This is a genomic window from Actinomyces haliotis, from assembly GCF_015355765.1.
Classification (GTDB): domain Bacteria; phylum Actinomycetota; class Actinomycetes; order Actinomycetales; family Actinomycetaceae; genus Actinomyces; species Actinomyces haliotis.
Genome location: NZ_JACWNA010000002.1, coordinates 32,688 through 53,969 on the forward strand (window position 1 = coordinate 32,688; position 21,282 = coordinate 53,969).

A 21,282-nucleotide genomic window follows, 5' to 3' on the forward strand; every position below is an offset into this window, starting at 1 on the left:
CGGGGCGGGCACGCCGCTCAGGCCTTCTCGGACGCCGTCGCCGTGGCGGGTGCGTCGGTGAAGCTGCCGGAGGCCGCCTCGAAGGCGTCGGCGATGTCGCCCAGGATCTCCGTGTAGGTGATGATCGACTCGTTGGTGTACGTGTCCGCTGGTGCGTAGACGACCTGCCCCTTGCTCAGGGCGGTGACGTCGCTCAGGGCCGCGTTGGACTCGAGGACGTCCTTGGCGGGCGTGTACCCCTCCTCGTCGGCGGCGATGGCGCCGTCGCGGTCCAGGACGAGGATCCAGTCCGGGTCGGACTCGGCGATGGCCTCGACGGAGACGTCGTCACCCTCGTGGTTCGAGGAGGCTCCTTCGACCTCGAGCGCGGGCTTGAGCCCGAGGAGGTCGAAGACCGGGCCGTAGGTGCGGCCGACGGTCGGGGCGACGTAGCCGATCTCGCCGCCTGAGACGTTGACGGCCATGACGGTGGAGGAGCCGTCGTAGGCGGCCTTGGCGCGGTCGAGGGCCTTGGTGAAGTCGGCGATGAGCGCAGCGGCCTCGTCCTGCTTGCCGAAGATCTCGCCGAGGGCCGTCGTGTGGCGCTCGAGCTCGGCGTCGAGGGGCTCGCCGTCGCGCGGCTCGAGGTCGACGAGCGGGGTGCCCTCGGTGAGGGCGGCGATGTCCTCGTCGTACTGGCTGAACCGCTGGCCGGAGATGACGAGGTCGGGCTGAGCGGCGACGAGGGCCTCGAGGTCGGGCTCGCGGTGGGTGCCGACGTCGACGACGTCGTCGCCGTCGTAGGCGGTGACCGTGGAGGGCATGAGTCCCTTGGGGACGGCGACGAGGGGAACGCCCCACCGGGCGAGGACCTCGAAGGAGCGGTTGTCGAGGGCGGCGGCCGCCTTGACAGGGGTCGTGACCTCGACGGTGCCGTTGTTGGCCTCGATCGTGACGGTGCCGGCGGCCAGCGTGGCGCTGGCGGTGGTGGCGGCGGGGCCGACGGCGTCGGTGCTCGTGCCGGAGCCGGCGGAGCAGGCGGTGAGGGCGAGGGAGGCGGTGAGGGCGAGCGAGAGCATCGCGGGGATCGTGCGGGACATCGTGAGCCTTGGTGTTCCGGGGACAGGTGGTACCGCGGGGACGCGGGCCGGGGCCCGTACGACCCGATGTCGGGTTAGGTAAGGGTAACCTCAGCGAGTATGAACGTAGCGGAGTGGCGTTATTCTATGCAAACCGTGTCCCAACCGTTCTGACCGCGTCGGGACGGCGGACGGCCCCGTCCTCCCGGCGCGGGAGGACGGGGCCGTCCGACTGACGTGCCTGTCCGTGCCGGAGCCCTGCCGGGCTCGCCGACGGACCCGGCCGGCTCAGGCGCGCGCGGCGGCGAGGGTCTGCGAGGCGACCTCCGCGACGTGCTCGCCGGTGAAGCCGTACTCCTCGAAGAGCCGGGCCCCCGGTGCGGAGGCGCCGAAGTGTTCGATGGAGACGCTCGCACCGGTGTCGCCAACGTACTGGTGCCAGCACATGGCGATCCCGGCCTCGACCGAGACCTTGACGACGTCGCGGGGGAGGACCGCCTCGCGGTAGGCGGCGTCCTGCTCGGCGAACCACTCGAGGCACGGGGCGGAGACGACGCGCGTCGGCGTGCCCTGGCCCTGGAGGATCTCGCGGGCCTTGACGGCCACGTCGACCTCGGACCCCGTCGCGATGAGCACGAGCTCGGGTGCGACCTCGGCGCCGGCCGAGTCGGCGGCCTCGGCCAGGACGTAGGCGCCCTTCGCGACGCCCTCCGCGGCCTGCTCGGCCGTGGCGTTCACCGTGAGGTTCTGGCGCGACAGGATGAGGCCGGCGGGCGTGTGGTGGCGCTTGAGGATCTCGTGCCAGGCGGCGGCCGTCTCGTTCGCGTCGCCGGGGCGGACGACGTCGAGCCCCGGGATCGCGCGCAGCGAGGCCAGGTGCTCGATCGGCTGGTGGGTGGGGCCGTCCTCACCGACGCCGATCGAGTCGTGCGTCCACACGAAGGTCGACGGCGCCTCCATGATCGCGGCGAGGCGCACGGCGGGCCGCATGTAGTCCGCGAACACGAGGAACGTGCCGCCGTAGGCGCGGGTGATGGAGTTGAGGCTGATCCCGTTGAGGATCCCGCCCATGGCGTGCTCGCGGATGCCGAAGTGGATGGTTCGGCCGAAGGGGCCGTCCCCGTCCTTCTGGGCGAGGGACTCCGGCAGGAAGCTCGGCTCACCCGTCATCGAGGTGTTGTTCGAGCTCGCGAGGTCCGCGGAGCCTCCCCACAGCTCGGGGAGCACCGGCGCGAGCGCGTCGAGGACCTTGCCGGAGGCGGCGCGGGTGGCGAGGGAGTCGCCGGGCTCCCACGTCGGCAGCGCGTCCGCCAGTCCCTCGGGGAGGCGCTCGTCGCGCACGCGGTCGAGCAGCTCGGCACCCGTCGGGTTGCCAGCCCTCCACGCCTCGAACCGGGTGTCCCAGGCCTCGCGGGCGACGCGGGCGCGCTCGGCGGCGCGCTCGCGCGTGTAGGTCAGGATCTCCTCGGGGACGTCGAAGCTCTTCTCGGGGTCCAGGCCGAGGTTCTTCTTGAGGCCCGCGACCTCGTCGCCGCCGAGCTTGGCGCCGTGGGAGGACTCCGAGCCCTGCTTGTTGGGGGAGGGCCAGGCGATGATCGTGCGGAGGCGGATGAGGGAGGGCCTGCTGGTCTCGGCGCGGGCGGCCTCGAGGGCGGCGTGGAGGGCGGCGTAGTCCTCGTGGTACTCGCCTCCCGCCTTCCAGTCGACGTCGAGCACCTGCCAGCCGTAGGCCCTGAAGCGGGCGGACGGGTCCTCGGTGAAGGAGATGTCGGTGTCGCCCTCGATCGAGATGTCGTTGTCGTCGTAGATGGCGATGAGGTTGCCGAGCTGCTGGGTGCCGGCGAGGGAGGCGGCCTCGGAGGCCACGCCCTCCTGGAGGCAGCCGTCGCCGAGGACCGTGTAGACGTAGTGGTCGAAGATCGACTCGCCGAGAGGGGTGTCGGGGTCGAGGATGCCGTGCTCGCGGCGGGCCGCCATCGCCATGCCCACGGCGTTCGAGACGCCCGCACCCAGGGGGCCAGTGGTCGTCTCGACGCCCTTGGTGTGGTGGAACTCGGGGTGGCCGGGGGTGAGGGAGCCCCACTGGCGCAGCTCCTCGAGGTCGGAGACCTCCAGGCCGTAGCCGGCGAGGGTCAGCTGGACGTACTGCAGCAGGGAGGCGTGCCCCGCGGACAGGACGAAGCGGTCGCGACCGAGCCAGAGCTCGTCGGAGGGGTCGTTCGCCATCTCGTACTGGTACAGCAGGTAGGCGACGCCGGCCAGCGAGATCGGGGTGCCGGGGTGGCCGGACCCCGCCTTCTCGACGGCGTCGGCGGCCAGCGCCTTGGAGATCTTGATCGCCTCGAGGTCCTTCTCGGACAGCTCGAACCTCTCGTTGCTCATGCAGGACTCCTTCTTCGGTTGAGGCTCTCTGGGGGGGGGCGGGCGTCGTCGGACCGCGCCGGCGGGCACGGCCGCATCCTCTCGCGGGCCCGCGAGGGCGAACAACCTCGGTCGGGAACACATGTGCATGCTGTGGACGGGCGTGCGTGCGGGGTCATCGCCCGGTGAGGCGTCCACTGGTCTCGCGACACACGTCCTGGCTGGCGCCCCTCGGTCGATGAACGGGGCCCTGAGACTTGGAACCCGGTCATCAGCCGAGGATCATGGCCACATGATCAACGGAGAGCTCATCGACCTGCGCGCCGGCGACTACGAGGCGCGTGTCGCGACCACCGGTGCCACGCTCGTCCACCTGCGTCGTGCCGGACGCGACCTCGTCATCCCCTTCGACGCCGAGACCACCCTGCCCTGCGGCTGGCAGGGGCGGACGCTCGTGCCGTGGCCCAACCGCGTCGCGGGCGCGCGCTACACCTACGGGGGCGAGGAGTACCTCGTCCCCTGCAACGAGCCGGAGACCGGCTCCGCCCTCCACGGCCTCGTCGGATGGTCCGACTTCCAGGTCGTCAGCGACACCGCGGGCGAGGACGACCCCGACGGCGGAGCCGATGATGTCCCCGAGGGTGCGGGGGAGCCGCTGAGCGACGTCACCCTGGAGCTGAGCCTTCCCGCCTCCTACGGCTACCCCTGGGCTCTCGAGGTCTCGGTCCGCTTCGCCCTCGACACCGTCACCGGCCTCACCGTCACGACCACCGCGACCAACGTCGGAGCCGCCGTCGCGGCGCCGCACGTCCCGGGCGCCCCGGAGGCGGAGGGGGAGGCGCTGCCCGCTCCCTACGGCGTCTCGGCCCACCCCTACCTCACGCGGTCCGTGCCGCTCGACGAGTGCGTCCTCACGGTCCCGGCCGCGACGGTCCTCGACGCGGACCCGGCGACCATGGCCCCTGCGGGTCGGCGCCCGGTCGAGGGCACCGACTGGGACTGGCGCGAGGGCCGTGCGGTGGGGGAGACCTCGACCGACAACGCCTACACGGACCTGCCCGACGGCCTGTGGGAGGTCCGCCTCGCCGGCGGTGAGCCCGGCACGGTCGTCATGACGGCGGACGCGCCGTGGGTGCAGGTCTACACGGGTGAGCACCTCTTCCGTCGCGGTGTCGCCGTCGAGCCGATGACCTGCCCGCCGAACGCCTTCAACTCCGGGGACGGCCTCGTCCTCCTCGAGGTGGGGGAGTCCCACTCCTTCAGCTACTCGCTGCGCGAGGAGCGGTGACGCGGCGGATCGCGGCGGGGCGGCGGGGATGAGCGTCGAGGGCGCCGGACGGCGCCCCAGCATGATGGACGTCGCCCGTCTCGCGGGCGTCTCGCACCAGACCGTCTCACGGGTCATCAACGCGCCGGACTCGGTGCGCCCGGGGACCCGCGAGAGAGCCCAGCGCGCCATCGAGGAGCTCGGCTACCGCCGCAACATGGCGGCGCGGGCGCTGGTCACCGACTCGACCCGGACCATCGGGGTCACCACCGTGTCCTCCCACTTCTTCGGGCCCGCGTCGACGACGACCGCGATCGAGGACGCCGCTCGCGCCGCCGGCTACGCCTGCCTGGTGAGCGCCTTGCGGAGCGACGACCCCGAGGAGGTCGATGACCTTCTCGCCTTCTCGGTCAACCGCGGGGTTGACGGCATCATCGCCCTCGCGCCCAGGAGGCCGTCGCGCGGGCGGCGACCAGGACCACCGGGGCGGTCCCGCTCGTTCTCGTCGCCGACGGGCTCGAGCCGCCGACCGGATCCACGTCGTCTCCGTCGACCACGAGCTCGGCGCCGGGATGGCGGTGCGTCACCTGCTCGGCCAGGGGCGCACGAGGATCGCGCACCTGAGCGGCCCCGATGGCTGGTTCGACGCCCGCGCTCGCGTGCGCGGGTGACGGGCGGCCCTCGACGATGCCGGCGCTGAGCCCGGGGAGCTGATCGCGGGCGACTGGAGCGTGGACTGCGGGGCGTGGGTCGGGACGGACCTCGCTCGGCGCGCCCGTGAGGACGACCGCTCCCTTCCGGACGCGATCTTCTGCTCGAACGACATGATGGCGCTCGGCCTGCTCGCCGCGCTCCGGGAGGCCGAGGTGGAGGTCCCCGGCAGGATCGCCGTCGTCGGCTACGACGACGTCGATGGTGCTGCGTGGTTCTCGCCGTCGCTCAGCACCGTCAGGCAGTTCTTCGACGACCTCGGTCGGCTGAGCGTCGAGGTCCTGCTCCGAGCGATCAACGGCGAGCACGGCGGCTCGCACTCGGTCGCGCCGCGGCTCGTGGTGCGCGGCTCGAGCCGCTGAGGGGCCGCAGCGCCCTCAGCCGCGGTTGGCGAACCTCTCGAGCAGCGCGGCGTCACCGCCGACGACGAGCACGTCCTCCGCGGACACGAGGGTCTCCGTCGTAGCGTACTCGAAGGGCTCGCCCGGGCTCATGAGGCCGAAGACGGTGACGCCGTAGCGGGAGCGGACCTTGGACTCCCCGATCGTGAAGCCGATGAGCTCGCGCGGTGGGCGCATCTTGACGATGGTGAAGCCGCCCTTCTCCATCTCGATATAGTCGAGCATGCGCCCGGAGACGAGGTGCGCGGCGCGCTGCCCGGCGTCGAACTCGGGGTAGACGACGTGGTGGCAGCCGATGCGGCGCAGGATGCGGCCGTGGGCGCGGGAGACCGCCTTCGCCCAGATCTGCGGCGTCTCGAGGTCGACGAGGTTGCCGGCGATGAGGACGCTCGCCTCCAGCGAGCTCGCGGCGCCGACGACGGCCGTGCCGAACTCGGTGGCCCCGAGCTGCTCGAGGGCCTCCATGTCGGTGGCGTCGGCCTCGACGAGCGGGATGCGGCCGGTCCACTGCCGCACGATGAGCGGGTCGGACTCGACGGCGAGGACCTCGCGACCGAGGCGGTCGAGGGTCGCGGCGACGGCCGAGCCGAATCGGCCGAGCCCGATGACGAGGGTCGAGTCGGTGCGGTCGGTGCTGGCGGGCATGGTGCTCCTGGGGTCGTGAGAGGGGAGGCGCCCCGGGAGGCGCTCCCGCTTCCACCACAGTAGTCGCGGGCGCCCCCCCAGGAGACTCCCGGGGCGCTCAGCCGATGAGGGGCCGCTCGGCTGGCATGCGGATGACGCGGCGGCGCTCGCGCATCGCGAGGGCGCTCGCGGCGGTCATGGTGCCGACGCGCCCGACGAACATGAGGGCGACGATGACGTACTTCGCGCTGAGCGGCAGGATCGGCGTGATGCCCGTGGAAAGGCCGACCGTTGCGAAGGCGCTGATGACCTCGAAGAGGACGCGGTCCAGCGTGAGGTCGGTCAGCTGGAGCAGCAGCAGCGTCGCGACGCCGACGATCGTCGAGCCGATGAAGGCGACGGCGACCGAGAGGCGCACGGTGGAGAGCGTGATGCGCCGTCCGAAGGCCTCGATGTCGCGGTCACCGCGCGCCTCCGCCATGATCGCGAGGACGAGGACGGCGAAGGTCGAGACCTTGATGCCGCCCGCGGTCGAGGCCGAGCCGCCGCCGACGAACATGAGGGCGTCCTGCAGGAACCACGTCGCCTCGTGCATGTGCTCGGGCGCGATCGTTGACAGGCCCGAGGACCGTGCGTTGACGCCGTTGATGAGGGCGGTCAGGACCCGGCCGCTGATCGGCAGCGCGCCGTACGTGTTGGGGTTGCCCCACTCGAAGACGGCGATCGCGAGCGACGAGGCGACGGTGAGCGCCGCGTAGGTCGTCAGCGTGAGCTTCGTGTGGAGCGTCCACAGCCGAGGGCGGCGCAGGTGGCGCTGGATGTCGAGGATGACGGGGAATCCGACGGCGCCCACGAAGGTGCCGATGACGATCGGCAGGCCCATCCACCAGTCGCTCGCGTAGGGGGTCAGGCCCTCGGGCATGACCACGAAGCCGGCGTTGTTGAAGATCGACAGCGCCATGAAGACCCCGTACCACAGGGCGGTGGGGAGATCCTGGCCGTGGGTGAGGAAGCGCGGCACGAGGACGAGGGTGAGGACGCCCTCGCAGCCGAGGGCCGTGTAGATGACGGCGCGCAGCAGGCTCGCGACGTCGCCGAGACGGGACTGGTTCTCCGAGGCGGCGAGCATGCGCTGCGTGAGTCCCACGTGCCGGGACACGGCGAAGGAGAGCAGGGAGGCCAGGGTCATGATGCCGAGGCCTCCGACGGCGGCGCCCGCGATGATGACCGCCTGCCCGAAGGCCGACCAGTAGGTCGCCGTGTCCACCGTCGTCAGCCCGGTGACGCACACGGCGGAGGTGGCGGTGAAGAGGGCTTCGATGAAGGGAGCGCGCTCTAGGCCCGCCGCGGTCGCGACGGGCAGGCACAGGAGCCCGGTGATGACGACGATGATCGCTGCGAAGACGGCGACGGCGAGGCGGGCGGGAGCGAAGCGGGCGGCCCGCTCGACGCGGGCGCGCAGACGGAGAAAGCCCTTGAGGCGCGCCAGCACGCCGTCGTCCGTGTAGGTGGAGGCGTCGTCGGCCGGGACGGCAGGCTCCCCGGTGGGCGAGTGCGCGCCCGTGGAGCGGCGTCGGGAGACGGCTGGTCGCACGGGGGCGTGCCAGTGGCGTCGGCCGCCACGGGTGCCCGTGGGGCGGTCGGGGGAGCTGCTCGGGGAGGGCACGGGCATCATTGTGGCCCCCTGTACCTGCCGGTTCCATCCGCCTGGGGCGACACTCAGGTGGCTGGAGTGTGAGTTGCGACGCGTGTGGCATCTGGGGGTGAGAACCACCTGTGCGACGCGAGGGGCGCGGGATATATTGACCCAAGCAGCGGAGCGGCTCGCGGGCGGTCTTCGAGGTCGTCGCGAGCGCCGTCGGCGCCGGTCGCTCCGCGCCCCCATTAGCAGACCTGACGACGGGACCTCAGCACCCATGGCACCGGGCACCCCCAGCTCCTCCGGCGCGTCGAGCGCACCCTCCTTCCTCACCGTGGCTGAGGTGGCCGCGATGCTCCGTGTCTCGAAGATGACCGTCTACCGCATGGTCCACTCCGGTGACCTTCCCGCGATGCAGGTCGGGCGCTCGTTCCGCGTCCCCCAGCGCGCCGTCGAGGAGTACCTCTCGGCCGGTCTGGGTGACTGGGGCCACGAGGACTCGGAGTCGACGGGCTCCTGAGAGTCGGTAGGATGGGTCGGTCACCCGAGTGGCCGCAGTGACCCGTCACTGATCGACCACCCGCTCGCTCGGACCCGCCGGCACGCGTCGGCACAGGGAGCGCGAGCACCCGGCACGCACGACCTAGAGGAGACCCCATGGGATCTGTCATCAAGAAGCGCCGCAAGCGCATGGCCAAGAAGAAGCACCGCAAGCTGCTCCGCAAGACGCGCCACCAGCGTCGGAACAAGAAGTGACGGTCACCTGTTGACCCGGAGGCCCCGCACCACGGAGTGCGGGGCCTCTTCTTCTACCCTGACCCTGAGCCGGATCACCGAGCCAGTGCACCGGGCCCGCGCGCGCCGTCCGACCGAGCACCACCAGGAGCGTCCTGACCATGACCGAGACCCCCGCCGCCAAGTACGGCCTCTCAGCCGCCGAGCCGCTGAGCGAGACCGACATGTGCATGATGCCGATCTCCGTCCACGCCGGGCGCGAGGAGTGGCCCGCCGCCGTCGACGCCCTCGCTCGCCCCCTGGACCCGGCGGCCCCGGCTCCGACCACGCTCGCCGAGCTCACCACCCTGCGCGTCGGTGGACCGGTGCGCGAGTACGTCGAGACCACCACCGAGGCCGAGCTCATCGACGCCGTGCGCGCTGCCGACGCCGACGGCACCCCGCTCCTCGTCATCGGCGGCGGCTCCAACGTCCTCGCCTCCGACGTCGGCTTCGACGGCCTCGTCGTCCGCGACGCCCGCGCCGACGTCGAGCTCTCCGCCGACGACCGCTGCGGGGGCGTCGAGTTCACCGCCACCGCCGGAACCGCCCTCGACGACCTCGTCCGCCAGGCCATCGCCTCCGACTGGGGCGGATTCGCCCCGCTGTCCGGCATCCCCGGCACGGTCGGTGCCGCCCCCGTCCAGAACGTCGGCGCCTACGGCACCGAGGTCGCCGAGCTCATCGCCGGCGTGCGCGCCTGGGACCGCCTCGAGCAGCGCCCCGTGTGGCTCCCGCTGGGCGACCTCCACCTCTCCTACCGCGACTCCGCGCTCAAGCGCTCCCTCACGGACGCCGTCGTCGGCGGGGGGCGCACCTGGGGCCCCACGGGGCGCTGGGTCGTCCTCTCCGTCACCTTCGGCGTGCGCCAGGCCTCCCTGTCCGCCCCCATCGCCTACGCCCAGCTCGCCAAGGCGCTCGGAACCGAGATCGGGGACCGCGTCGACTCCCGGGCCGTGCGCGACGCCGTCCTCGAGCTGCGCCGCTCCAAGGGCATGGTGCTCGACGCCGCCGACCACGACACCTGGTCCGCGGGCTCCTTCTTCACCAACCCCGTCCTCACCACCGAGGCCGCCGCCGCCCTCCCCGACGACGCGCCGCGGTACCCGGTCACGGACCACACCAAGGCCATCGTCGGCAGCCGGGAGGCGCCGGTCGTCGACGGGCTCGTCAAGACGAGCGCCGCCTGGCTCATCAACCACGCCGGCTTCGGCAAGGGGTACGCCCTCGGGGGCGCCCCGACCGACGGCGCCCCGGCGGCCCTGTCGACCAAGCACGTCCTCGCGCTCACCAACCGCGGCACCTCCACCGCCGCGGACCTCGCCGCCCTGCGTGACGAGATCGTCGACGGCGTCGAGGCCGTCTACGGCGTGCACCTCGTGCCCGAGCCCGTCCACGTCGGCTGGTGAGCCGGAGCGGCGGCGGGGCCCCACCACGGAAAGCGCCTCGGTGCGGTCCCGGGCGACTGAGCTGGTTCCCGGGGCGCGCCTCGTCGTCGGGGGCGGCCTCATCCTCGCCGCGTCCATCACCGTGGAGCTCGCCCCTGTCCACGCACGCCGAAGGCTCATGTGGGCTTCGCGTGCGGGTACGGGGGGCACGGTGCCCGCGGCGCTCACGACGACGCTCCCCGGCCCCGGGGAGGAGGGCCCGCTCCTCTGACCTCGGCGCCGTCGCGCGCGCCGCGCCGCACGGGGCAGACGGCGTCGCCCCAGTCAGCCCGACGGGTCGCTCAGGCGGCTGCCCCCGCGGGCTCGTTGCCGGAGGAGTCCTCGGCCGGGTCGGGGGAGGCCAGCCACGCGTCCACCTCGGCCAGCCACGCGGCCTTCGACGTCGGCGAGGCGAGCGAGGCCCGGATGGAGCCGCGTGCGAGCTCGGCCAGGGCGGCGTCGTCGAGCCCCTGGTCGCGGGCGATCGCGTACTGGTCGACGAGCCGGGACTGGAAGAGGAGCGGGTCGTCCGCGCCGAGCGCCACCTGGGCGCCGTGCTCGAGGAGAGTGCTCAGCGGGACGTCCGCGGGAGCGTGGTAGACGCCGAGGCACACGTTGGACGCCGGGCACACCTCGAGGCTGATCCCCTCGGCGACGACCCGGTCGAGCAGCTCCGGGTCCTCGCTCGTCCTGACCCCGTGCCCGATCCGTGTGGGACCGAGGGCGCTGACGACGTCGCGCACGTGCTCCGGGCCGAGCAGCTCCCCGGCGTGGGGCATCGCCGCGAGGCCGCCCCGCCGGGCAATGGCGAAGGCGGGGCCCCAGCTCGCCGTGACGCCGGCGCGCTCGTCGTTGGACAGGCCGAAGCCGATGACGGTCCCGGCGCCGTCCCCCGCGTAGCGCACCGCGAGGCGCGCCAGGGTGCGGGCGTCGAGCGGGTGCCGCATCCGGGAGGCGGCCACGATGACGGCGACCTCCACACCGGTGAGGACCGTCGCCTGCCGCGCGGCGTCGAGAATGATCTCGAGGGCCGGCGTGATCCCGCCGACGAAGGGCGCGTAGGAGGTCGGGTCCACCTGGATCTCGAGGCGGCGCGAGCCCTCCGCAGCGTCGTCCAGGGCCGCCTCGAGGACGATCCTCCGCATCGTCTCCTCGTCCGTCACGAGCTGCCTCGCGGTGTCGTAGGAGCGCTGGAAGCGGAACCAGCCGCGGTGGTCGGCCGGTACCCGCAGCGGGTCGCCGTCCATGATCGAGGGGGGCAGTCGCGTGCGCGACGCCTGGGCCAGGTCGACGAGCGTGTCCAGGCGCATCGAGCCCGTGAAGTGGAGGTGCAGGTGCGCCTTGGGAAGCTTCGACAGGTCGCGCATGCCGGGATTCTCCCACGGGCGCAGGCGCGCCCTGCCCGATGACCCCGGCGCGCGGGCCGCGTGGGGCACACTGTGCCCATGAGCAACGCGCAGGCACGACTCGAGCCGGAGGAGGTCGCTCTCCTCACCGGACCGCGCGCCGCCTCGGTCCTCTCGGCCGCCCTCGCGCCCACCGGGCAGCAGCTCGTCAGCTGGGAGGTCCACTCCGTCCACCACCGCCCCGGCGCCGGGGTGAGCATCGGCTACACCGCCGTCGTCGCCGCCCCCGGGAGACGCCAGGTCACCGAGTACCTCTGCGCCACCACAGCGCGCCTGTCCAACCCGAACGCCACGGGCCTGACGCGCGTCGCCCCCACGGGCGGGGACGGACCGGTCGTCCACGTCTGGCGGCACCCCGCGGACCCAGAGCTCCCCGCGCTCGCGGTCGCCTGCACCCCGTCGATGCTCTCGCGCCGCCTCGGCGTCGCCGTCAAGGCCACGATGGTCGCCTACCGGCCCACGCGCCGCGCCGTCGTCCGCGTCACCTACCCGGACTCCTCGACGTCCTACGCCAAGGTCCTGCGACCGGAGCACTCCGCCGCCTTCGCCGAGCGTCACCGCATGCTGCGGGCCGCCGGCGTCCCCGCGCCCGCGGTCCTGCGCGACGACCCCGACGGCCTCGTCCTCCTGTCCACCGGCGCCGGCGTCCCGCTGTCCGGGCTCCTCTCACGGGGCATGGACCGCGAGCAGGCGACCCGTGTCTTCGCCTCGCTGACGGGGCTCCTCGACGCCCTGCCGGCCTCCGCCCTCCAGCTCTCCGCCCACCCCGCCTGGTCCGAGCGCGCCCGTCACTACGCCCACGCAGCCGCCACGGTCCTGCCCGAGCACGCCGCCCGGGCCCGCGCCGTCGCCGACGGCGTCGAGCAGCTCATGGCCGCGACGGACGCCGGCCCGCTCGTGCCGGTCCACGGCGACTTCTACGAGGCGAACGTCCTCATGGAGGGCGAGGGCGTCGCGAGCCTCCTCGACGTCGACTCCCTCGGGCCCGGCCGCCGCGTCGACGACCTCGCGTGCCTGCTCGGGCACGTGAGCGTCCTCGACCACCTCGCACCGGCCTCGTACCCGCACGTGCGCCCGGTCCTCGAGCGCTGGACGGAGCTCGCCGAGCGGCAGGTGGACCCGGTGGCCCTACGGGCGCGCTGCGCCGGGGTGGTCCTCTCCCTCGTCGCTGGCGCCCGCCGCGAGGACGGCGGCCCGTGGCGCCCCGACGCCGAGGGCCGTCTCGCCCGCGCCGAGTCGTGGCTGGCGCAGGCCCGCGAGATCCAGGCGCGACGCGGCGCCCACTGAGAGGCTCGGCACCTGGGTGGGCACGACCCGGCCGGTCCGGGATCGAGCCCATCGGCCCGTGCGGAGCCGCTCCCTCGACCCTCCGTGTCACACGCCCGTGTGGCACGCGACATGTGAACGACACGTGGCGCTGCCACCCTGCCGGCACTACACCCGCCCCCATCCCCATCCCCATCCCAAGGGCCGAAAGGGCAGGCCCGTGCTCACGACCTCAACCCTCGTCGCGCCGGCGATCGCGCCGGTCTCCTTCTCCGACGGCCTGAGCGCCGTCGACTCCTTCATCTGAGCAAGTACCTCCTCATCCCGCTCCTCCTCGGCACCGGCATCGTCCTCACCTGGCGCCTGCGCGGCCTCCAGCTGCGCAAGCTCGGCCCCGCCCTGCGCTTCGCCTTCCTCCAGCGCGACGGCGGCGGTGAGGCCGTCAGCGCCGAGGGCGACATCTCCCACTACCAGGCGCTCACGACGGCGCTCGCCGCCACCGTCGGCGTCGGCAACATCGTCGGCGTCGCCACCGCCATCCACATGGGCGGCCCCGGCGCCCTGTTCTGGATGTGGGTCACCGCGATCTTCGGCATGGCCTCGAAGTACTCCGAGGCCTTCCTCGCCGTCCGCTTCCGCACCACGGACGCCAACGGCCAGCAGTCCGGCGGCCCCCAGTACCACCTGCGCGAGGCCATCAAGGGCACACCCGGCAGGGTCCTCTCGATCTTCTTCGCCTGCTCGGCCGTCCTGGCCTCCTTCGGCATCGGCTGCATGACGCAGTCCAACGCGGTGGCCGCTCAGCCCGCCAACTCCTTCGGATGGAGCGGCTGGGCCGTCGGCCTCGTCCTCGCCCTGTGCGTCGGCGCCGTGCTCCTGGGGGGCATCGAGTCCATCGGCAAGGTGACGGCCGGCTTCGTGCCCATGATGATCGTCTTCTACCTCGGCGGCTGCCTCTACATCCGCGCCGTCAACGTCTCCGGCATCCCCCGCGCCCTCGGCATGGTCTTCCACGACGCCTTCACCGCGCAGGGCGCCACCGGCGGCTTCGCCGGCTCCACGCTCATGCTGGCGATCCAGTACGGCGTCGCCCGCGGCATCTTCTCCAACGAGTCCGGCATGGGCTCAGCCGCCATCGCCGCGGCGGCCGCGAAGACGAACCACCCCGCGCGCCAGGGCATGGTGTCCATGACCCAGACCTTCATCGGCACGGTCACCGAGCTCACCGACGTGTGGACCTTCGCGGACATCGCGAACGGTCCCATGGCCATCCCGAACCTCTTCGGCCTGCTCCTGCTCTCGGGCCTCATCGCCCGCGAGACCAAGGCGTACCTCTCGCAGGACCCGCACCTGCGCCGCGCCGGGGACGACTTCACCTCGGTGCCCGAGGTCGCCGACACCTCGCTGCGCTGACCGCGGTCGCGACCAGCGAGCGGACCGTCCTCGCAGCCCGGCCGGCACGACGGCGGGGGCCGTACCCGATCGGGTACGGCCCCCTCCGTCGTGCCTGGACGTTGGTGCGTGGACGTCCGGTGCCCGCTCGAGGAGGCACCGGACGTCGCGGCTCACTCGACCTCGGCGAGGAGCCTCTGCATCCGGGTGACGCCCTCGGTGATGGCGTCGTCGCTCGTCGCGTAGGACAGGCGGAGGAATCCGGAGGGGCCGAAGGCCTCGCCCGGGACGACGGCGACCTCGGCGTGCTCGAGGATGAGGCCGGCGAGCGTCGCGGAGGAGTCGATCGTCGTGCCGCGCAGCGTGCGGCCGACGAGGCCCTCGACGCTCGGGTAGACGTAGAAGGCGCCCTGGGGCACCGGCACCGCGAGACCGTCGATGTGCGAGAGCAGGTCCACGATGAGGCGGCGACGGCGGTCGAAGGCCGTCCGCATCTCGTTGACGGTGGCCAGGTCGCCGGAGACAGCGGCCAGGGCGGCGCGCTGGGAGACGTTGGCGACGTTGCTCGTCAGGTGCGACTGGAAGTTGGTCGCTGCCTTGACGACGTCGGAGGGGCCGATCATCCAGCCCACGCGCCAGCCGGTCATCGCGTAGGTCTTCGCGACGCCGTTCAGCACGATCGTCTGGTCCGCGAGCTCGGGGACCAGCTTGACGACGTGCGCGGTCTCGGCGCCGTCGTAGAGGAGGTGCTCGTAGATCTCGTCGGTGATGACCCAGATGCCGTGCTCGAGGGCCCACCCGCCGATGGCGGTGAGCTCGGCGGGCGCGTAGACGGCACCGGTCGGGTTGGACGGCGAGCACAGGAGGAGGACCTTGGTGCGCTCCGTGCGCGCCTCCTCGAGCTGCTCGACGGTGACCTTGTAGCCCTGGTCCGCGCCGGCGAAGACCTCGACGGTGGTGCCGCCGGCGAGGGCGATGACCTCGGGGTAGGTGGTCCAGTACGGAGTGGGCAGGAGGACCTCGTCGCCCGGGTCGACGACGGAGGCGAAGGCCTGGAAGACGGCCTGCTTGCCGCCGTTGGTGACGAGGACGTCGTCGGGGGAGACCGCGTAGCCGGAGTCTCGCAGGGTCTTCGCGGCGATGGCCTCGCGCAGGACGGGCAGGCCCTTGGCGGGGGAGTACTTGTGGTTGGCCGGGTCCTTCGCGGCCGCGACGGCGGCCTCGACGATGTAGTCCGGCGTGGGGAAGTCCGGCTCACCGGCGCCGAAGCCGATGACCGGCCGGCCCGCGGCCTTGAGGGCCTTGGCCTTGGCGTCGACGGCGAGCGTCGCGGAGGGGGCGATGGCAGCAAGACGGGCGGAGACTCGGCTCCTGGGTGCGGTACTCACCCCGTCATGGTCCCACGGGGCCCCGTTGCGCGCAGGCGCGTTCGGCACCTGAACCTCCGGCTGAGTCTCCTTCGGCCGTGAGGCGTCGGCGGGTCGGTCCGCTCCTCCAGGAGGCGCGGACCGGGCAGCCCTCCCTTCCCGGGGACGTGTCGCAGCCCACCTGGGCCTGATTTCCCCTGGCGGGTAGCGTGTGGCATGATCAGTTTCCGCTGAAGGGCAGTGGCGCAATTGGTAGCGCACCGGTCTCCAAAACCGGCGGTTGTGGGTTCGAGTCCCGCCTGCCCTGCTGAGAACGGCGGATCTGTCGGGAGATCCCGTCGGTTCCGTCTCTCTCGCCCGCGAGGGCGCAGACCGAACTGTCGACCCCGAGGATCCCGAGCATGAGCGAAGGCGCGACCGTCGCCAAGGGCACGCAGCAGAAGAAGCGCGGCTTCTTCGCGGGCATCGTGCTCTTCTTCAAGCAGGTCATTGACGAGCTCCGCAAGGTCGTCTGGCCGACGCGCAACGAGCTGTGGACCTACTTCGTCGTGGTCGTCGTCTTCATCATCGCCATCATGGCCTTCACCGGCGTCCTCGACGTCGCCTTCGACCGCCTCATCATGTGGGCGCTCGCCTGAGGCCCCTTCACTGAGCAGGACCACGGGAGCCGCTCCGGCAGCGCCCGCAGTCCTCGAGCCCGCCGACTCATCCGTCACTGAAAGCAGGTACACCGTGTCCGAGGAGACCTTCTCCGCCGAGACCGCCGACGACGAGGCCGCCGTCCTCGACGCCGACCAGCCCGAGACCCAGGCCCAGGAGGGCCAGGACGAGGCCCTCGAGACTGCCGAGGTCGAGACCGAGGACGCCGTCGACGCCCCCGCCGAGTCCGCTGAGGAGCCGACAGAGGAGGCCGCCCCCGCGGTCGATCCCGTCGAGGAGTTCCGCAAGCGGCTCTCCTCCCTCCCCGGCGAGTGGTACGTCCTGCACACCTACTCCGGCTACGAGCGCCGCGTCGCCGCCGACATCATGGCACGGGCCGAGAACTTCGAGCTCGAGGACTACGTCTTCGACGCCACCGTCCCCATGGAGACGGTCATCGAGGTCAAGAACGCGGGCAAGAAGAAGGAGGTGTCCCGCGTCCGGATCCCCGGCTACGTCTTCGTCCGCATGGACCTCGACGACCCGGAGACCTCCGACCGCGTGTGGCGCACCATCAAGGACACCCCGGCCGTCACCGGCTTCGTCGGCGACCGCTACAACCCGGTCCCGCTCACCTTCGAGGAGGCCCTCTCCCAGCTCGGCCCCACCCCCGAGGAGGTCGCCGCCCAGCAGGCCGAGGCCCAGGCCGCGCCGCTGGAGTCCGGCGAGGGCAGCCAGATCTCGGCCGGCGGTCAGGTCTTCGAGGTCGCCTTCGAGGCCGGCGAGTCCGTCATCGTGACCGACGGCCCCTTCGAGTCGCTCCCCGCCACGATCTCGGAGATCCACCCGGACACCCAGAAGCTCCAGGTCCTCATCTCGCTCTTCGGGCGCGACACCCCGGCCGAGCTCTCCTTCAACCAGGTCGCCAAGATCTGAGCACGCAGCCAACGCGACGCCGGCGACCGGCCCCGACCGGGGCGGTCGCCGGCGTCGCGTCTCACAGGCACTGAGCCTGTGATCCCGCGCACCGGGCGCGGTCCGGCTCCACCAGCGGGGCTAAGATCGGTCCTCGTGCGCGCGCACGTCCGTGGGACGTGCCCCACCGCTGCACGGCAGGCGTGCAGCGCTCCGGACAAGAAGGACCCATACACATGGCCCCCAAGAAGAAGGTCGCCGGGCTGATCAAGCTCCAGATCCAGGCCGGCGCCGCCAACCCCGCCCCGCCGATCGGCCCCGCGCTCGGTCAGCACGGCGTCAACATCATGGAGTTCTGCAAGGCGTACAACGCCGCGACCGAGTCGCAGCGCGGCAACGTCATCCCCGTGGAGATCACCGTCTACGAGGACCGCAGCTTCACCTTCATCACCAAGACCCCGCCGGCCGCCGAGCTCATCAAGAAGGCCGCCGGTGTGGCCAAGGGCTCCTCGACCCCGCACACGGACAAGGTCGGTCACCTGACCCAGGCCCAGGTCCGCGAGATCGCCGAGTCGAAGATGGCCGACCTCAACGCCAACGACGTCGAGGCCGCCTCCAAGATCATCGCCGGCACCGCCCGCTCCATGGGCATCACCGTCGACGCCTGAGCCCCTTCGCTCACGAGCACCGACACCCCCACAGACAAGAACCGTGGAAGGGCCTGCGCGGCCCGTTCACCACGACTGCAAGGAGAAGCAGATGACCAAGCGCAGCAAGGCCTACCGCGCCGCCGCTGAGAAGATCCAGTCCGGGATCCTCTACACCCCGGCCGAGGCCGTGAAGCTGGCCAAGAAGACCTCCGTGACGAAGTTCGACTCCACCGTGGACGTCGTCCTTCGCCTCGGGGTGGACCCTCGCAAGGCCGACCAGATGGTGCGAGGCACCGTGTCCCTGCCGCACGGTACCGGTAAGACCGCCCGAGTGATCGTCTTCGCCCAGGGCGACCGCGCCCAGCAGGCGCTCGACGCCGGAGCCGACGAGGTCGGCGGCGACGAGCTCATCGAGAAGGTCGCCGCGGGCTACACCGACTTCGACGCCGCCGTCGCCACCCCGGACCTCATGGGCAAGGTCGGCCGCCTCGGCCGCGTGCTCGGTCCCCGTGGCCTCATGCCGAACCCGAAGACCGGCACCGTCACCATGGACGTCGCCAAGGCCGTCTCCGACATCAAGGGCGGCCGCATCGAGTTCCGCGTCGACCGCGCCTCCAACCTCAACTTCATCATCGGCAAGTCCTCCTTCACCGAGCAGCAGCTCGCGGAGAACTTCCAGGCCGCCCTCGACGAGATCCTGCGCCTCAAGCCCGCGACCTCGAAGGGCCGCTACATCCTCAAGGCCACCATGGCCACGACGATGGGCCCCGGCATCCCGCTGGACGTCACCAAGGCCTGACAGCCTCGCAGCGCCCCGCTCGGGGCGCACCGGCGCCGGTCGTCTCCCACCCGGGAGGCGGCCGGCGCCGTCGTGGTGGACGCGCACGGTGACGTCGTCGTCCTCGGTCTCGGCCCGCAGCGAGCCCTGGCCGGGCTGCTCCGACCGAGGTGGGAGCCGCTCCGGGCCTCGGCCCGGCCCGTCAGGGTGTCAGCGCTGCCGCCCACGCCAGCACGGCGCCCGCGAGCAGCGACGGTCCTAGCGCGATCGGGTCACGGCGGCCGGCGCGGCGCACCAGGACGAGTGCCAGGGCCGTGAGACCGGCGACGAGGAACCCGAGGACGATGCCCGTCCACACGGCGGTCGGACCGAACCATCCCAACCAGAGGGCGAGGACGGTGAGCATCTTGACGTCGCCCATGCCCAGGCCGGTGCCGCGCGGTGCTGCCGCGGCGAAGCCCGCGAGGACTCCTGTGGCCGCGCCGCACGCGAGGGAGACGGCTGCGAGGTGGGCCGTCCCAGGACTCGCGAGGGTGGCGCCCGCGCCGCAGACGAGGAGCCAGGCGGTCGCCGCTCCCAGGAGCCTGTTGGGCAGCAGGTGGGCCGCGACGTCAGTCAAGGCCGCCAGCGTGAGGACCGCGAGGACCGGAACCGCGGCGGCGCCGGCCCACGGACTGCCGGCGCTGGTGCTCAGCGCGACCGTGAGCGCCGTCATCGCTCCCACGGCGACGACGGCGCTCATGGGGGAGAGGGCGCGGCGCCGGACTCGCTCGCCCTGCGGGCGCGACACGGCGTACCGCAGCGCCCAGCGGCGCAGCGGGGCGGCGGTGACGGCGGTCCATGCCGCCGCCCAGACGAGCAGGAGAGCCAGCACGGCGGCAGTCTGCCACGGGCGTCGCCGGTGCGTGACCGATCGCACCGCCCTGTGGAGACCGTCAGCCTTGCCCCACAACCCGACGGCGTGGTTACGTTGAGCCCTGCCAAAGACCGCAGGTCTCCTGGCCCTCCGAGGAGGGCCGGGACCAAGTCCGAAGACGTCGGGGCCGGCGCAGGTGAGACGAGATCCTTCCGCGTGAGCGGAGTGCGAGCCCCGTGCCACCGGCGCGGGGCTTCTTCCGTCAGTGGGCCCTGCGGATGACCACGGAAGGAGGGCCCATGGCACGGCCTGAGAAGGAAGCGGCGGTCGCCGAGCTCACGGACAAGTTCCGTCAGTCCGACGCCGTCCTGCTGACTGAGTACCGCGGGCTCAGCGTCGCCCAGCTCAAGGAGCTGCGTCGTTCCCTCGCCGGTAACGCCGAGTACGCCGTGGTGAAGGACACGCTTGCCACCATCGCCGCCCGCCAGGCGGGCTTCGAGGGCATCGCCGACGACCTCAAGGGCCCCACGGCCCTCGCCTTCGTCACCGGCGAGCCGGTGGAGGCCGCCAAGGCCCTGCGTGACTTCGCCAAGGACAACGAGCAGCTCGTCGTCAAGGGCGGTCTCATGGACGGCAACGTCCTGGACGCCGCCGCCGTCGAGAAGCTCGCGTCGCTCGAGTCCCGTGAGGTTCTGCTCGCCAGGGCTGCGGGCGCCATGAAGGCGTCCCTGTCCAAGGCCGCGTACCTCTTCGCTGCGCCCGCCTCCAAGGCGGTCCGCACTGTCGACGCCCTGCGCGACAAGCAGGAGCAGGCGGCCTGACGGCCACTCGCGTCACCCCCATCCAACTCACCCTGTGCTGAGAACAAAGACGGTGCAGGACCCCATTTCCAGGAAGGAACGCCCATCATGGCGAAGCTGACCACCGACGAGCTCATCGAGGCCTTCAAGGAGCTCACCCTCATCGAGCTGTCCGAGTTCGTCAAGGCCTTCGAGGAGACCTTCGACGTCACCGCTGCCGCTCCGGCCGCCGTTGCCGTTGCCGGCGCCCCCGCCGCCGGCGGCGAGGCCGCCGCCGAGGAGAAGGACGAGTTCGACGTCATTCTCGAGGCCGCTGGCGACAAGAAGATCCAGGTCATCAAGGAGGTGCGCGCCCTGACCTCCCTCGGCCTGAAGGAGGCCAAGGACCTCGTCGACGGTGCTCCCAAGGCCGTCCTCGAGGGCGCCAACAAGGAGACCGCCGAGAAGGCCAAGGAGCAGCTCGAGGGCGCCGGCGCCACCGTCACCCTCAAGTGAGCCCCTCCCCGACGCCGTCGGGCGCCGACCGCTGAGGTCGGACCCGACCGCGGCAGGGGACCCTCATCGCGACGAGGCCCCGTCCACCTCCCGGTGGACGGGGCCTCGTCCTGCGTGCGGCCAGGGGTCCACGGCGGTTCGTCGAGGGCCTGGGGAATGAGGGACTGGGGAACGGGGGCCGGGCCCGGGGCGCGACGGGGGAGCGCTGGACGGGTGCGCGCTCTGCGGAGCGCCTGCGCCTCGCGGACCCGACGCCACCGGTACGGAACGGGGCAGTATGCCCGGCTGTGGCGTGAATCGCAAGAACCAATAGCGGCGAGCCATGGATCGTGGTGTAGCGGCCGTGTACGCTAGCGCTTTGCGTCCATTGTGTGTACTGGCATTTCAGACGTTGCCCGACGCTCAGGCCCTCAGGCTGGGAGAGCGTTGGAACGGCGCAGCCGGTACCGACAGTGT

The 21,282-nt window shown here is 72.2% G+C and carries 21 protein-coding genes and 1 tRNA gene; 15 read left to right on the top strand and 7 right to left on the bottom strand.

What is annotated here, in order from left to right:
• Positions 1-17 precede the first annotated feature (17 nt).
• Together IXW69_RS01465 and tkt are read right to left on the bottom strand one after the other, a co-directional pair.
• Positions 18-1,079 carry a siderophore ABC transporter substrate-binding protein gene (locus tag IXW69_RS01465; protein WP_194784629.1) on the bottom strand — a complete coding sequence of 354 codons (1,062 nt, stop codon included), beginning with the start codon at positions 1,077-1,079 and terminating at the stop codon, positions 18-20.
• 267 nt (positions 1,080-1,346) lie between these two features.
• Positions 1,347-3,440, bottom strand: a complete 2,094-nt coding sequence (tkt, locus tag IXW69_RS01470; protein WP_194784630.1) for a transketolase — start codon at positions 3,438-3,440, stop codon at positions 1,347-1,349.
• Between the two features lie 271 nt (positions 3,441-3,711).
• Here tkt and IXW69_RS01475 point away from each other — a divergent pair, with 271 nt between their 5' ends.
• The 3 genes from IXW69_RS01475 to IXW69_RS11465 all read left to right on the top strand — a co-directional run bounded on the left by IXW69_RS01475 (position 3,712) and on the right by IXW69_RS11465 (position 5,759).
• Positions 3,712-4,707 carry an aldose epimerase family protein gene (locus IXW69_RS01475; RefSeq protein ID WP_194784631.1) on the top strand — a complete coding sequence of 332 codons (996 nt, stop codon included), beginning with the start codon at positions 3,712-3,714 and terminating at the stop codon, positions 4,705-4,707.
• A gap of 64 nt (positions 4,708-4,771) precedes the next feature.
• Positions 4,772-5,386 carry a LacI family DNA-binding transcriptional regulator gene (locus IXW69_RS11460; RefSeq protein ID WP_228524527.1) on the top strand — a complete coding sequence of 205 codons (615 nt, stop codon included), beginning with the start codon at positions 4,772-4,774 and terminating at the stop codon, positions 5,384-5,386.
• A 31-nt stretch (positions 5,387-5,417) separates the two neighbouring features.
• Complete coding sequence (locus IXW69_RS11465; RefSeq protein WP_323745111.1) at positions 5,418-5,759, top strand: substrate-binding domain-containing protein; 342 nt, start codon at positions 5,418-5,420, stop codon at positions 5,757-5,759.
• Positions 5,760-5,774: 15 nt separating this feature from the next.
• Here IXW69_RS11465 and IXW69_RS01485 read toward each other — a convergent pair whose 3' ends face one another.
• Both IXW69_RS01485 and IXW69_RS01490 read right to left on the bottom strand, forming a co-directional pair.
• Positions 5,775-6,443, bottom strand: coding sequence for a potassium channel family protein (locus tag IXW69_RS01485; RefSeq protein ID WP_194784632.1), 669 nt, complete (start codon positions 6,441-6,443; stop codon positions 5,775-5,777).
• Positions 6,444-6,540: 97 nt separating this feature from the next.
• Complete coding sequence (locus IXW69_RS01490; protein ID WP_407646509.1) at positions 6,541-8,097, bottom strand: TrkH family potassium uptake protein; 1,557 nt, start codon at positions 8,095-8,097, stop codon at positions 6,541-6,543.
• Positions 8,098-8,338: 241 nt separating this feature from the next.
• On the opposite strand from IXW69_RS01490, the gene IXW69_RS01495 reads away from it, so the two are divergent.
• The 3 genes from IXW69_RS01495 (at position 8,339) to IXW69_RS01505 (ending at position 10,244) form a co-directional block, all read left to right on the top strand.
• The gene (locus IXW69_RS01495; RefSeq protein WP_194784633.1) at positions 8,339-8,581 is read left to right on the top strand and encodes a helix-turn-helix domain-containing protein; all 243 of its coding nucleotides are present in this window, start codon (positions 8,339-8,341) and stop codon (positions 8,579-8,581) included.
• Between the two features lie 137 nt (positions 8,582-8,718).
• Positions 8,719-8,817 (top strand): 30S ribosomal protein bS22, encoded by a 99-nt coding sequence (locus IXW69_RS01500; RefSeq protein WP_003792170.1) that lies wholly within the window; start codon positions 8,719-8,721, stop codon positions 8,815-8,817.
• 140 nt (positions 8,818-8,957) lie between these two features.
• Positions 8,958-10,244: a UDP-N-acetylmuramate dehydrogenase gene (locus tag IXW69_RS01505; RefSeq protein ID WP_194784634.1), complete on the top strand. Its 1,287-nt coding sequence runs from the start codon at positions 8,958-8,960 to the stop codon at positions 10,242-10,244.
• A 320-nt stretch (positions 10,245-10,564) separates the two neighbouring features.
• On the opposite strand, the gene IXW69_RS01510 is transcribed toward IXW69_RS01505, so the two are convergent.
• Complete coding sequence (locus IXW69_RS01510) at positions 10,565-11,629, bottom strand: adenosine deaminase (protein WP_194784635.1); 1,065 nt, start codon at positions 11,627-11,629, stop codon at positions 10,565-10,567.
• A gap of 78 nt (positions 11,630-11,707) precedes the next feature.
• Between IXW69_RS01510 and IXW69_RS01515 the strand changes: the two genes are divergently transcribed.
• Positions 11,708-12,955: a phosphotransferase gene (locus IXW69_RS01515; protein ID WP_194784636.1), complete on the top strand. Its 1,248-nt coding sequence runs from the start codon at positions 11,708-11,710 to the stop codon at positions 12,953-12,955.
• 357 nt (positions 12,956-13,312) lie between these two features.
• Positions 13,313-14,347, top strand: coding sequence for an alanine/glycine:cation symporter family protein (locus IXW69_RS01520; RefSeq protein ID WP_267240533.1), 1,035 nt, complete (start codon positions 13,313-13,315; stop codon positions 14,345-14,347).
• A 152-nt stretch (positions 14,348-14,499) separates the two neighbouring features.
• On the opposite strand, the gene IXW69_RS01525 is transcribed toward IXW69_RS01520, so the two are convergent.
• On the bottom strand, positions 14,500-15,714 hold the full coding sequence (locus IXW69_RS01525; protein WP_194784637.1) for a pyridoxal phosphate-dependent aminotransferase: 1,215 nt from the start codon (positions 15,712-15,714) through the stop codon (positions 14,500-14,502).
• A 213-nt stretch (positions 15,715-15,927) separates the two neighbouring features.
• Here IXW69_RS01525 and IXW69_RS01530 point away from each other — a divergent pair.
• The 5 genes from IXW69_RS01530 to rplA all read left to right on the top strand — a co-directional run bounded on the left by IXW69_RS01530 (position 15,928) and on the right by rplA (position 18,696).
• A tRNA-Trp gene (locus IXW69_RS01530) sits at positions 15,928-16,000 on the top strand.
• A 94-nt stretch (positions 16,001-16,094) separates the two neighbouring features.
• Positions 16,095-16,331, top strand: coding sequence for a preprotein translocase subunit SecE (gene secE, locus IXW69_RS01535; RefSeq protein ID WP_194784638.1), 237 nt, complete (start codon positions 16,095-16,097; stop codon positions 16,329-16,331).
• A gap of 94 nt (positions 16,332-16,425) precedes the next feature.
• On the top strand, positions 16,426-17,268 hold the full coding sequence (gene nusG / locus IXW69_RS01540) for a transcription termination/antitermination protein NusG (protein WP_194784639.1): 843 nt from the start codon (positions 16,426-16,428) through the stop codon (positions 17,266-17,268).
• A gap of 215 nt (positions 17,269-17,483) precedes the next feature.
• The gene (gene rplK, locus IXW69_RS01545; protein WP_194784640.1) at positions 17,484-17,915 is read left to right on the top strand and encodes a 50S ribosomal protein L11; all 432 of its coding nucleotides are present in this window, start codon (positions 17,484-17,486) and stop codon (positions 17,913-17,915) included.
• Positions 17,916-18,006: 91 nt separating this feature from the next.
• Positions 18,007-18,696, top strand: coding sequence for a 50S ribosomal protein L1 (gene rplA / locus IXW69_RS01550; protein ID WP_194784641.1), 690 nt, complete (start codon positions 18,007-18,009; stop codon positions 18,694-18,696).
• A gap of 181 nt (positions 18,697-18,877) precedes the next feature.
• On the opposite strand, the gene IXW69_RS01555 is transcribed toward rplA, so the two are convergent.
• The gene (locus IXW69_RS01555) at positions 18,878-19,549 is read right to left on the bottom strand and encodes a prepilin peptidase (RefSeq protein ID WP_194784642.1); all 672 of its coding nucleotides are present in this window, start codon (positions 19,547-19,549) and stop codon (positions 18,878-18,880) included.
• A gap of 281 nt (positions 19,550-19,830) precedes the next feature.
• Here IXW69_RS01555 and rplJ point away from each other — a divergent pair, with 281 nt between their 5' ends.
• Positions 19,831-20,352 carry a 50S ribosomal protein L10 gene (gene rplJ / locus IXW69_RS01560; protein ID WP_194784643.1) on the top strand — a complete coding sequence of 174 codons (522 nt, stop codon included), beginning with the start codon at positions 19,831-19,833 and terminating at the stop codon, positions 20,350-20,352.
• 87 nt (positions 20,353-20,439) lie between these two features.
• Positions 20,440-20,826: a 50S ribosomal protein L7/L12 gene (gene rplL, locus IXW69_RS01565; RefSeq protein WP_067942026.1), complete on the top strand. Its 387-nt coding sequence runs from the start codon at positions 20,440-20,442 to the stop codon at positions 20,824-20,826.
• Positions 20,827-21,282: the final 456 nt, after the last annotated feature.